The sequence below is a fragment of the Alteromonas sp. ABH2_165 genome (assembly GCF_056159945.1).
Genome location: NZ_JBSWWF010000002.1, coordinates 66,464 through 78,711, shown reverse-complemented (window position 1 = coordinate 78,711; position 12,248 = coordinate 66,464). Strand labels below are relative to the sequence as shown.

Annotated in this window: 13 protein-coding genes; 8 read left to right on the top strand and 5 right to left on the bottom strand. The window is 49.7% G+C overall.

Translation table 11 applies throughout. The annotated features are described in order from the left end of the window. The first annotated feature begins 8 nt into the window (after positions 1 to 8). The 3 genes from ACXAFQ_RS04945 to hypE are packed head-to-tail and all read left to right on the top strand — an operon-like array spanning position 9 to position 2,463. Complete coding sequence (locus ACXAFQ_RS04945; protein ID WP_474818542.1) at positions 9 to 290, top strand: HypC/HybG/HupF family hydrogenase formation chaperone; 282 nt, start codon at positions 9 to 11, stop codon at positions 288 to 290. Then, positions 290 to 1,417 carry a hydrogenase formation protein HypD gene (gene hypD / locus ACXAFQ_RS04940; RefSeq protein WP_474818540.1) on the top strand — a complete coding sequence of 376 codons (1,128 nt, stop codon included), beginning with the start codon at positions 290 to 292 and terminating at the stop codon, positions 1,415 to 1,417. Before ACXAFQ_RS04945 ends, hypD begins: the two co-directional genes overlap by 1 nt. A 5-nt stretch (positions 1,418 to 1,422) precedes the next feature. Further along, positions 1,423 to 2,463, top strand: a complete 1,041-nt coding sequence (hypE, locus tag ACXAFQ_RS04935) for a hydrogenase expression/formation protein HypE (protein ID WP_474818539.1) — start codon at positions 1,423 to 1,425, stop codon at positions 2,461 to 2,463. A gap of 56 nt (positions 2,464 to 2,519) precedes the next feature. Here the strand turns inward: hypE and ACXAFQ_RS04930 are convergent, their stop codons facing one another. The 4 genes from ACXAFQ_RS04930 to proB all read right to left on the bottom strand — a co-directional run bounded on the left by ACXAFQ_RS04930 (position 2,520) and on the right by proB (position 5,865). Then, positions 2,520 to 3,101, bottom strand: coding sequence for a HupE/UreJ family protein (locus ACXAFQ_RS04930; protein WP_474818537.1), 582 nt, complete (start codon positions 3,099 to 3,101; stop codon positions 2,520 to 2,522). A gap of 246 nt (positions 3,102 to 3,347) precedes the next feature. Further along, a complete protein-coding gene (locus ACXAFQ_RS04925; RefSeq protein WP_474818535.1) occupies positions 3,348 to 4,277 on the bottom strand; it encodes a D-2-hydroxyacid dehydrogenase in 930 nt (309 codons plus the stop codon). Next, positions 4,277 to 4,714 (bottom strand): acyl-CoA thioesterase, encoded by a 438-nt coding sequence (locus ACXAFQ_RS04920; protein WP_070124394.1) that lies wholly within the window; start codon positions 4,712 to 4,714, stop codon positions 4,277 to 4,279. The genes ACXAFQ_RS04925 and ACXAFQ_RS04920 overlap by 1 nt, the downstream gene beginning before the upstream one ends. A gap of 50 nt (positions 4,715 to 4,764) precedes the next feature. Further along, the gene (proB, locus tag ACXAFQ_RS04915; RefSeq protein WP_474818533.1) at positions 4,765 to 5,865 is read right to left on the bottom strand and encodes a glutamate 5-kinase; all 1,101 of its coding nucleotides are present in this window, start codon (positions 5,863 to 5,865) and stop codon (positions 4,765 to 4,767) included. A 248-nt stretch (positions 5,866 to 6,113) separates the two neighbouring features. On the opposite strand from proB, the gene ACXAFQ_RS04910 reads away from it, so the two are divergent. The 4 genes from ACXAFQ_RS04910 (at position 6,114) to ACXAFQ_RS04895 (ending at position 10,792) form a co-directional block, all read left to right on the top strand. Then, a complete protein-coding gene (locus tag ACXAFQ_RS04910; protein WP_474818531.1) occupies positions 6,114 to 8,576 on the top strand; it encodes a M1 family aminopeptidase in 2,463 nt (820 codons plus the stop codon). Further along, positions 8,566 to 9,099, top strand: a complete 534-nt coding sequence (locus ACXAFQ_RS04905) for a DUF6702 family protein (protein WP_474818529.1) — start codon at positions 8,566 to 8,568, stop codon at positions 9,097 to 9,099. The genes ACXAFQ_RS04910 and ACXAFQ_RS04905 overlap by 11 nt, the downstream gene beginning before the upstream one ends. A gap of 79 nt (positions 9,100 to 9,178) precedes the next feature. After that, the gene (locus ACXAFQ_RS04900) at positions 9,179 to 9,457 is read left to right on the top strand and encodes a hypothetical protein (RefSeq protein WP_474818527.1); all 279 of its coding nucleotides are present in this window, start codon (positions 9,179 to 9,181) and stop codon (positions 9,455 to 9,457) included. Between the two features lie 6 nt (positions 9,458 to 9,463). Beyond that, entirely contained in the window at positions 9,464 to 10,792 is a 1,329-nt protein-coding gene (locus ACXAFQ_RS04895; protein ID WP_474818525.1) for an ABC1 kinase family protein, read from the top strand. An 8-nt stretch (positions 10,793 to 10,800) separates the two neighbouring features. Here the strand turns inward: ACXAFQ_RS04895 and ACXAFQ_RS04890 are convergent, their stop codons facing one another. Next, positions 10,801 to 11,109, bottom strand: a complete 309-nt coding sequence (locus ACXAFQ_RS04890; RefSeq protein ID WP_474818523.1) for a DUF6482 family protein — start codon at positions 11,107 to 11,109, stop codon at positions 10,801 to 10,803. 283 nt (positions 11,110 to 11,392) lie between these two features. On the opposite strand from ACXAFQ_RS04890, the gene ACXAFQ_RS04885 reads away from it, so the two are divergent. Then, a complete protein-coding gene (locus ACXAFQ_RS04885; protein ID WP_474818521.1) occupies positions 11,393 to 12,241 on the top strand; it encodes a DUF3014 domain-containing protein in 849 nt (282 codons plus the stop codon). Positions 12,242 to 12,248 lie beyond the last annotated feature (7 nt).

Genomic DNA, 12,248 nt, shown 5'->3' with positions numbered 1-12,248 from the left:
GAGTCATTATGTGTTTAGGTATTCCGGGCCAGATCGTTGAGGTCAGAGAAGGCGGCCAGTTTGGCGTCGCCAGTATTCTTGGTGTAAAGCGTGAAGTGAATCTGAGCTGCGTTTACACCCCGGATCAGCCCGAATCTGACGTTATCGGCAGCTGGGCGCTCATTCACGTGGGTTTCGCCATGAGCCTCATTGATGAAGACGAAGCACAGCGCACGCTGGAGATATTGAAAGAAATTGGCGAGCTGCAGGAAGAAATGGACGCCATGACGCAATCGGGGAGCAGAGCATAATGAAATACGTTGATGAATTCCGCGATCCGGCCCTTGCCCGCAAGGTACTGAAAAAACTCCACGAGGTAGTGGCAGACATTCCACGTGCTAAGGAGCGTCCGCTGCAAATTATGGAAGTCTGCGGTGGCCACACTCACTCTATCTTTCGTTATGGCCTGGAAGGATTGCTGCCCAAAGGCATTGAGATGGTGCACGGCCCGGGCTGCCCGGTCTGCGTGCTCCCAATGGGCCGGGTGGACGACTGTATCGCCATTGCCGAACAGCCGGATGTGATTTTCACCACCTTTGGTGATGCCATGCGGGTACCGGGCTCGAAGAAGAGCCTGCAGCAGGCCAGCGCCGAAGGCTGTGATGTGCGTATGGTGTACTCTCCGATGGATGCGCTGGCTATCGCCCGGGAAAACCCGCACAAGCGGGTGGTGTTTTTTGGCCTCGGTTTTGAAACCACTATGCCCAGCACCGCGCTTACCGTGATGCAGGCGAAGCGTGAAGGACTGAACAACTTTTATCTTTTCTGCAACCACATCACCATTATTCCAACCATGAAGGCGATTCTGGATGAGCCGGGCATGTCTATCGACGGTTTTCTCGGGCCGGGACACGTAAGCATGGTGATTGGTAAACAACCTTATAATTTCATCGCCTCTCACTACAACCGCCCGTTGGTGGTTGCCGGGTTTGAACCACTGGATATTTTACAGTCGCTATTAATGGTGGTGGAGCAATTACGCGATGGACGTGCCGAAGTTGAAAACCAGTACGCTCGGATTGTGCCGGAACAAGGCAACCTGAACGCCATGGCGGCGGTGAACGAGGTGTTTGAGGTACGTGAGCACTTTGAATGGCGGGGCTTGGGTTCTATTGCTGAGTCTGGCGTGAAGATCCGCCAAGCGTTTAAAGAATTCGATGCAGAACGAGCATTCTCAGTGGCCACGCTGCAAGTTGAAGATCCTAAATCCTGTCAGTGCGGCGAAGTACTCAAAGGCGCACTGAAGCCGTGGGATTGCACTGCGTTCGGCGAAGACTGTACCCCAGAAACGCCCGTCGGCGCGCTGATGGTATCCACCGAGGGCGCCTGTTCTGCCTACTACAGTTACGGCAAGATAGACGTACATCAAGCAGGGTAGTTGCAATGTCAAAACATACTTTAAAAGCCGCCACCATTACCATGGCGCATGGTGCTGGCGGCAAAGCCATGCGCGATCTTATCGACGATGTCTTTGTCGGCACCTTCGATAACGAACATTTAAACGGATTGGAAGATCAGGCGCGTTTCGACTTAGCCGCGCTCCAACAACAAGGAGCGAAGTTAGCATTCACTACCGATTCCTACGTTGTAGATCCAATTGAGTTCCCCGGAGGTAACATCGGTACGCTGGCAGTAAATGGCACAGTAAACGATTTAGCCGTGTCTGGCGCAATGCCTAAATATCTGTCGTGCGGCATGATCCTCGAAGAAGGCATGCCAGTGGAACAGTTACGGCGTATCGTTACCTCAATGAAGCAGGCTGCAGATGAAGCCGGTGTGATGATTGTCACCGGCGACACCAAAGTGGTACCGAAAGGTAAAGGCGATAAATGCTTTATCAACACCACGGGTATCGGCGTGATCCCTGACGGCGTAAATATCTCAGCGAAGCGCTGCCAGACCGGAGATAAAATCATCGTGAATGGCTTCATTGGCGATCATGGTGCGGCTATTTTAAACGCCCGTGGCGATCTGGCGCTGGACGTCGAGCTAAAAACCGACTGTCAGCCTCTACATGGCTTAGTTCAAGCTATGCTGGCAGTGTGTCCCGATATCCATGCAATTCGCGATGCGTCCCGTGGTGGTGTCGCTACTGTGCTCTGTGAGTTTGCAGAGTCATCTCAGGTAAGTATTCGTCTGGATGATGAAGCGGTGCCCATTCGTGAAGAAGTTCGCGGTGTTTGTGAAATTCTTGGCCTCGAAGCGTTGTACTTCGCCAACGAAGGAAAGCTTGTGGCTGCCGTACCAGCAGGATCTGCCGATACCGTGCTGTCGGCTATGCGTGCGCATCCTGCGGGAAAGGACGCAGCCATTATTGGAGAAGTAGCGGAAGGTAAAGCGGGTAGAGTTGTGGTAAAAACGTTTTTCGGCGGCGAACGCATTATGGATATGCTGGTAGGAGAACAACTGCCGCGAATTTGCTAACGAAATCGCCGCGGGTGGCCACCGGATCAGCGGTGGGCCCGCGACTTGTCTTACTATCAGAACGCCATCATTCCTAAACCGGCACAGGCAACGCCGGCTCCCGCAATATAACGCACTGCAGCGAAACGCTGTGCAAATACCATCTGAAACAATGCACCACACGCAAACAGCATGGCACTGCTTAACATGAAGCCAACGGCGAATTCGAAAGACGCGCCAACGGATGCCTCAGCGCCGTGAGCGATACCGTGAAACACGGCGAAGAAAGTGGCAAAAAACGCTGCCGCAGGCATTGCAAATTGGCGATTACGTATTAATAGCAAGCCTGCGAGCAGCACTGACGCAGCGATTCCACTTTCTACGGCAGACGACGCAATACCCGATGCTCCGGCAACAAAACCTAACATCAGCATTGCAAAAAAGGTGGTGATAACTTTTGTCTGCTGGCTTTTAACCAGCGTCATACTCCAGAAACCTACGGCCAGCAATCCCACCAGATGGTCCCAGCCCATCACTGGGTGAGCCAGACCCGCCATAAGGCCATGGGAATGAAAACCCGTGCCGGTATGCGCAAACGCAACAGAAGGAACCAGAGCAGCAAGTGCGGCCAGTAAGCTGACCTTGGCAAATAATTTCATGGTGAAACCCTTTTATTTATTATTGAACGAGTTATTTGCAAACCGTTTTAGCGGTGCTTTTATTTAGTGTAGTTAGCAAAGGCAATGCCAATAGAGGGCAAACAAGCTCACATGAGAAAATTCAATAAGGGCAGTAGGTTAGAAGCAGCCAGAGGGAATAAATGGACGACAAGGGTTCAGCACGCTGTTAAATAACATTCCACTTCTTAAACAAAGTGAAATGTTATCTAACAAATCGATGAAGGGTTATGCCGATAAAAAGGCTTTTAAGTGGCCCGTAGCGATGTTGACTAAGCGCTGGCGCGCCTCTTTCGCCAACCAAGCAGAGTGTGGCGTAATCAGTAAGTTTTTGAGGCCGGTATTTAGTAACGGGTGATCAGCCGGAGGCGGCTCTTGTGAAAGCCCGTCTAGCCCTGCACCCAAAATTTCGCCGTTTTTAAGCGCACTTAGCAGTGCAGATTCATCAATAAGCGCCCCTCGGGCGGTATTCACCAATAACGCCGTTGGCTTCATTACTTTAAGCCGCTCAGCGTTGATCAGGTGCTTTGAATCTTCGGAAAGCAGGCAATGCAACGAAACCACATCCGCATCGGGTAACAGCGCATCTAACGAAGGCCTTTCGTCGTCACTTTTTCCCGGGCGGGCAGCAACCTGTACACTCATCCCCAGAGCCTTTGCCATGGCAGCAAAGCGTTGTCCAAGCTCACCATAACCGACAATAACCAGATTTTTTCCCGCCAGCTCCATGACCGGATGATCAAGCAAGCAAAAGTGCGGACCAGCAGCCCATTTACCCGCATCCACATCGGCAGCATAGGCTGGACAAGACGTAGCAATATTTAGCATCAGCATAAGCGCATGCTGCGCCACCGCATCAGTACCGTACCCCTCTACATTCGCTACGTGAATACCCTGCTCCTGACAATACGCCTTATCGATATTATTGGTGCCAGTGGCCAACACACCGATATATTTGCAAGCACTGGCGTGAGCCAGCACTTCGGCATCGAGTACCACTTTGTTCACCAAAATAATTTCGGCGTCTTTTATCCGCGCAATACGCTCATCCGCGGTGGTAGTTGCATATTGGGTGAGCGAAATTGGCAATGCAGTAAGACCGGTTAAGTCTAACTCTTCAGGTTTAAGTGTATCGGCGTCCAGCAATACCGCTTTCATTAAAACTCCTCAGAGAACGTTAACAGTGCATCTTTGACATCCGCCGGAATAGGCACTGCATTATCGGTATGGCGCTCTACATAAACATGCACGAACAAACCATGAGCGACACGACGTTTGGTTTCACCGGCATACACCGACAACCCGTAGGTTACCGAGCTGCGCCCGACTTTTGCCACACGAAGACCAACAAAAATATCGTCAGGGAAGGAGGCAGGCGACATGTACTGGCACTGAGAGCTCACGACATACGCCGTAATGCCCTCATGCTCGAACGCTTGCGGACAGTGATTCTGCAGGAACATGTTAACGCCGGTATTGAAAAAGCTGTAAAACGCCACGTTATTGATGAAGCCGTTTTCGTCGTTGTCTTCCTGACGGGATGTCAGTTTTACCTGATAGGGATAGTCGCTTAATGCGGGGGCGAAATCCGTCATCTTTACTCTCCTTGCGAAGCGCGCCGGCCAAGGACACGCAAAAATTCAGTTTATGGTAACAGTACCAAGTCATCACGGTGAACGATCACTTCACCATAGTCATAACCCAGAATGTGTTGGATCTGACTGCTCTTCTGCCCTTTTATCTGCAGCAGATCTTTGGCGTCGTACAGTGCCAGCCCCTTGGCTAACACTTGCCCGTCGCAACGCAGTTCAATGGCATCGCCGGCAGCAAACTTACCATTTACTCCGATAACACCCGAAGGCAAGAGCGATGCACCTCGCTCGGTGATCGCCCGTTTGGCGCCGGCGTCGATATCCACCACACCGCGCGTTTTCAATGTATGAGTAAGCCACAGTGACCTTGCCGTTTGGCGTGATTGCTGAGCTGAAAATACCGTACCCGGACAATGCCCTTTAAGCAATGCGTCAAATACCTTGCCGTCGCGGCCATTAACAATCAGTGTCTGAATACCACTTTGGGCACATTTATCTGCCGCTTCGATTTTTGTTCGCATGCCGCCGGTGCCCATTGCCGTTCCGGCACCACCCGCCAAACCATAAATTTCCGGTGTTATGGATTCCACCACAGGAATTAAAGTGGCATCTGGATTTTTGCGTGGGTCGGCGGTGTAAAGGCCGTCGATGTCAGAACAGATAATTAACGTGTCGGCCTGCGCCACCAGCGCCGTGTAAGCGCCAAGATTATCGTTATCACCCACCTTCAGTTCCGCCACTGCCACGGTGTCGTTCTCATTGACGATAGGCAGCGCTTCATGAATAAGCAGTTCACGAAGGGTATTTTTAATATTCACGTAGCGGGTTCGATCACGCAGGTCTTCGGCAGTAAGTAGAACCTGCGCACAGGGACAGTCGAAAAATCGCTGCCAGTTCGCCATCATCTGCATCTGGCCAATGGCTGCCATGGCCTGTTTTTCAGCAATGGATGCGGGGTGGTTTATTACCACCCGGCCCCGTCCGGCCGCTACGCTTCCAGACGAAACAACAATGACTTCCTTTCCTGCCGCACGGCTCTCGGTGATGAATCGAGCGAGAGGAAGCAGGTATTTTGCGCTGACGTTATTACCGTCTGGCGCAATGAGTGCGCTGCCTACTTTAATAACAGCACGTTGCCAGGTGAAATTACTCATGAAAATTAGTGATAAGCAAAGAGATCTTCGAGAATACTGCAAACACCGGCAGAAAAAAATGTGTAAGCGGTAATCCTTTAGATCGGATTTTGCAGACTTAGACCATCAGCATAAAAACAACCAGTGAAATTGCGCTGATTTGCGGTGAGACAGGAGCTATCTACGGTTAAAAACTGGCATCGATATGTAAAAAAGCTATAACATAACATTTTAGACTTTCTGTCTTTTTATAATAAGAAGGAAATTGAATGAGCACGCGACAAAAGCGTCTGCTTTGGTTGGCTCCTGTACTGGGTTTACTGGTTCAGGCTCCTGTAGCCACCGCAGCGATAAAACAAACAAAAGGCGACTTCGAAGATAAATTCAGACAACTCGACGAAGTACTCCCTACACCTAACGTTTACCGTAACGCAGCAGGTGAAGCCGGCCACCAGTACTGGCAGCAACAAGTTGACTACGTCATCAAAGCTGAACTGGATGAAGAAAAGCGCCGCATTGAAGCCACTGAAACCATCACTTATCACAACAATTCGCCAGATACACTGAAGTACTTGTGGATTCAGCTCGATCAGAACAAATTCCGTGATGATTCACTGTCTGCATTGACCACCACCTTTGGCGGTATTGGCAACCGTGGTCCAGCAACACAATCAGCCAGCGGCGACAGCCCGGCAAAACTGAGCATGGGCGCCCTGCGTCGTGACCAATTTGTGGCAGACCACGAATTAGGCTATCAGATTGATGCAGTCAAAGCCGGTGGCAAAGACTTGCATAAAGTTATCGTTGGCACCCTAATGCGTGTTGACCTGGCAACCCCGCTTAAGCCGGGTAAATCAGTCAAGTTTGATATCGATTTTGCCTATAACATCGTTGAAGAAGATGCCGTATCAGCCCGTTCTGGTTACGAGCACTTCCCGGATGACGAGCGCGAAGGCGGTAACGACATCTTCCTGCTGGCACAGTGGTTCCCGCGTCTGGCGGCATACACTGATTACGAAGCCTGGACCAACAAAGAGTTTATCGGCCGCGGTGAGTTCACCCTGGAATTCGGTAACTACGATGTATCTATGACTGTACCGGCCGACCACATCGTTTCTTCTACTGGTGTTCTGCAAAACCCGAAAGATGTGCTTACCAGCACCCAGCGTAAGCGTTTAGAAGAAGCTAAAACCGCTGAGCGCCCTGTTTTCATCGTAACCGCAGATGAAGCACTGGAAAACGAGAAAGCAGGTACCAGCAAAACCAAAACCTGGCACTTTAAAGCCGACAACGTGCGTGACTTTGCCTGGGCGTCTTCACGTAAGTTTATGTGGGATGCAAAAGGTATTGAACAGGATGGTCCGCAGAAGCACGTCATGGCCATGTCTTTCTATCCGAAAGAAGGTGGCGATCTGTGGAAGAAATACTCTACAGAATCTGTAGTACACACCCTGGACGTATACAACCGTTTCACGTTCTCTTACCCATACCCGACTGCACAGTCTGTAAACGGTCCGGTTGGCGGAATGGAATATCCGATGATTTCCTTCAACGGCCCGCGCACCGAGCTCCAAGATGACGGTTCACGGACATATTCATTGTCTGAAAAGCGCTTCCTGATTGGCGTAGTTATCCACGAAGTGGGTCACAACTACTTCCCGATGATCGTGAACTCTGACGAACGTCAGTGGACCTGGATGGACGAAGGTTTAAACAGCTTCCTCGATGGCGTTGCCGGTCGTGAATGGGATCCAAACATTCCTTGGGGTGTTGAGCCACGCGATGTAACAGGCTATATGAAAGGCTCATCTCAGGTGCCAATCATGACCCAGTCTGACTCAGTTCTGCACTTAGGCCCTAACGCTTACACCAAGCCTGCCGTTGCGCTGAATATTCTGCGTGAAACCATTCTTGGCCGTGAGTTGTTCGATTTTGCGTTTAAAGAATATGCACAACGCTGGATGTTTAAGCGTCCTACACCGTCTGATTTCTTCCGCACGATGGAAGAAGCGTCTGGTGTAGATCTGGACTGGTTCTTCCGCGGTTGGTTCTACACCACGGATCACGTAGATATCTCTATCGACCGCGTGTACAAGCTGCGTTTAGATACCAAAGATCCTGACATCGATCTGGCTCGCCAGCGTGAAGCTGAAATGGACAAGCCGCTGTCGCTCACCGACGAGCGTAACCGCGAAGAAGGCCGTAAGTTGTGGGTTGAACGTTTCGATGACATCAAAGATTTCTATGATGACAACGACCAGTACACACCAACCAACAAAGACCGTAACAAGTACCGTGATTTCCTGAAAAAACTGGAGCCATGGGAACGTGAAACCTTTGAACGTGCCGTTCGTGAAGACAAGAACTATTACGTAATGGACTTCAGCAACCTGGGCGGTCTGGTAATGCCAATACTGCTGGAAATGGAATTTGCTGATGGCACAAAACAAACCATGCGTATTCCTGCTGAAATCTGGCGTCGTACACCTAAGGCGGTATCTAAGCTGATTGTGACTGACAAAGATAAAGAGCTGGTAAGCGTAACGGTTGATCCCCGTTGGGAAACGGCAGACGTAGACGTAGAAAATAACTACTACCCGCGTCGTATCATTCCTTCACGTATCGAAGCGTACAAGTCTAAGAAGAGCGAAGCACGCACTTCAATGGACCTGATGCAGGATATGAAAACCGAGCTGAAGACCGACGATGATGAAGAAGGCGATGACAACTAAGTCTCGCCGTTTACAGCAGTGGAGCCTAGCGGCTCTGCTGCTGGTTATCAGTCAGGTTACTGCGGCACACCAGATAAAGGCGGCCATTACCACAGTGTTGTTCAATCAGCGCACTGAGAACATTGAGGTTATGCACCGTTTTAATCTGCACGATGCCGAACATGCGGTAAAAGTACTGTTCGACAAACACGCCGATATTCTTGATGACGAATCGACGCAGAAAGCCTTTGCAGACTATGTAACTTCACGGTTTTATCTACTGAATGCCGAGGACAAATCCCTCGCATTGAAAACCGTAGGTTATGAAACGGAAGGAAAATTTTTCTGGGTATACCAGGAAACGGAACAACCACCCGCCTTAGAAGGTTTGCGCATTCGTCATGATGCGTTACGTGATATTTGGCCATCCCAGGTCAACACATTGAATGTGGAAGGTCAGGGCGACATTAAAACGCTAACATTCCGTGATAATGTGGAACTACTTAGCGTTGAGTTCACTGGTCACAACGACGCGCAACACTAAAGTCTTATATCTGCACATTGACCCACTTGCCCGTAATGCTTCATAGTTAAAATATTGTGAATGTCTACGGGCAAGTCTTATGTCTGAAACCAATACTCAACCCAACAGCTTTACCGATAAAAAGAACATTATGTGGGTGCTGCTCTCTGGCGCAATGGCTGCGATGTTTATTGTACTGCTGTTTACTCCCGGCGGCAGCGATGCCAATAGCACACTCTCTGTCTACGCCGCTATGCTTTGGTGCGGCATATTCTTAGCTACCGTGTTTCGTTACATCAATAAAAATGGCTGGATCGGGTTTATTGTCGGCAGCGTGATAGGCATGCTCATTCAAATGCTGTCCGTTATGTTCGTGTGAACGTCGATGAGCGACGATCACAATAGTCAACCTCCCCGAGGTAAGGCCGTTCCATCTGGTCGCCTTTCCCGGGTATTCGGGTTAGGGTCATTAGCAGGGCGAATAGCAGGGAACGTGGTGACATCAGGCGCCAGTCAACTGCTTAAAGGCCAGCGGCCTGCCATGTCCGATTTGCTGCTCACTCCTGCGAACATAACACGCATTGCCGATAAGCTCGCCACAATGCGCGGCGCGGCCATGAAAGTTGGCCAGCTCATTAGTATGGATGGTGGTGATTTCCTGCCCCGGGAATTGGCAGATATTCTTGCCCGCCTTCGTGATGATGCTGAGCCTATGCCGAAAGCACAACTGGATGAAGTACTCGCTGAAGCTTGGGGCGACAACTGGCAAAGCGACCTTTTATATTTTACCTCTACCCCGGAGGCGGCCGCATCCATTGGACAGGTACATAAAGTCATCACTATGGACGGAACCATGCTTGCGGTGAAAGTACAGTATCCTGGTGTACGGGAGAGCATAGACAGTGATGTGAATAATGTTGCCACTTTAATTCGAATGAGTGGCTTAATTCCAAAAGAGTTGGACATTGCCACTGTATTGGAAGAGGCCAAAACGCAGCTTAAGCAAGAAGCTGATTATTTGCGCGAAGCGCAGATGCTCGACCGCTATCATCAGTTGCTCAACAACGACCAGGACTTTATTGTACCGAGAAGTTTTCCAGCGCTCTGCATAAAAAATGTGTTGGCCATGAGTTTTGAAAGTGGCGAAGATATTCAGCAGGTACTTGGGCTATCGCAAGCACAACGCAATCACATCATGAGTGCCTTGATGCGCTTATTCTTCAAAGAAGTCTTTGATTTCAAACTTATCCAAAGCGATCCAAATCTTGCAAATTACCGCTTTCATCCTCAATCCGGCAAAGTGATCTTGCTCGACTTCGGGGCAACCCGGGAAATTCCTGACTATATCGCAAAAGGTTACCAACAGTTATTGAAAGCAGCCGCTACCCAAGACAACACCATGATGGAGCAAGCCGCTTTGTCTATTGGCCTGTTGTTATCGTCCCACTCAGATGAACAAAAAGCACGGGTGGTAGAATTGGGGATGACAGCGTGTGAAGCTATCCACCACGATACAGAATACGATTTCGGCACCAGCGACCTCATCGCACGCATTCATACTTTGGGCACCGCACTCACATACGACCAGGATTTCTGGCATGTGCCTCCTGTAGACGCATTGTTTATTCACCGGAAACTGGGAGGCCTGTTTTTGCTCGCAAAACGACTGAATGCACAGATGAATCTTCGCGCTATCGCCGCACCCTGGCTTTGACCCTTATATTAATACGGTAACGTCATAGTGAACGGAAGCGCCATAGAGTAAGCGGCTTTAGGCGGGTTACCGATCATTTCATCGTAGGGGGTATCGTGTTTCATCACGGCTTTTTCCACCTCACAATGCGCAAACAATTCGCGGATCTGCCCGGCACTGTAGAACCGCATTGGATTGTTCTTTTCATCGTAGACGAGCCCGGAACGAAGACCAACGCACAGATGAACAAGATAGACGTTCATTTCATATGACTGCACTTCAAGATAATCTATCACCATAGGGGCATGTTCGATATCGCGAAAATAGAACTTACTCATGACAAACCTCTGACTGATTTACACTCAGTTAGTGTATGAATGAGTTGTTATAGTGACCAGCCCGCTGACGCCGGTTTTACATTAAGATGATGTAATATTTCCTGCACTTTTTGCGAGTATAAACAGAATATTTCGATCAAAAAGTGACGTTTTAGTGTAGAAAAGTGTTAGAAAAGAGGAATTTGCTTTTTGCAGGGAACAAATTGATCCATTGATTCTCAAAACAGTGGACACATCTCTGGTAGTATTGAGATCCAGAGGTAACATTACAGGGTGAAAAGTTATGAGTGACGATTCAGAGAAGAAAACACTGGCCCCGCACTTTTTGATTATCGCAGCCATTGTTGTGGTAATTATTGCAGTTGTGCTCTGGCCCACAGAAGAGAAACCCGCTCCGGTAGCAGAGGAGCCGGTGGTAGACACACCCATCGAGCCTAATGAGCCCGTAGATTTCTCTCCAGCACCACCGCCAGAGCCAATGGAAATTGAGCCAACTGACGAGGTTGAGCCGATGCCTGAGCCGGTAGAAGAACCCGAGCCAGAGCCACTTGATGTATCGGATAAAGGCGTAGAAGAAGCGCTGAATGAAATTTCCGATTCTGAAGAAGCGAACAGTCTGATTGTGAATGAAGGCTTGATCCAGCGCTTTGTTGTTACCGTGACAAACCTTGCCAACGATGAGATGCCTGCTAGCCAGCAAATTCCGCTGACGGCGCCGGAGCAATCGTTCAAGGTTTATCGCCAAGCCGACAAAGAGTGGATCGATGCTGCCAGCTACAAGCGATATACCCCTTACGTCACAATGATGGAAAGCTTTGATAACGAAGCACTGCTTCAGTTAATGAAGCGTTATGAGGGCGAAATTCAGTCAAAATACGATGAGATTGGTCAGCCAGGTCAACCTTTTGAATCAGTATTGGTAGAAGCGATTGATCAACTGCTGGATACACCAGAAGTGCCCGTTCCTGTGGAAGTGTATTCAGATTCGGTCGCATACAAATATGCTGATTCCCAGTTGGAAGAGTTAAGTACGCCGCAAAAACAACTGTTACGTACCGGGCCTGACAACATGCGTCGCATAAAAGCGAAGCTACGTGAATTGAAGTCGCTGCTGGTAGACGACGGCTTTTAATAACACC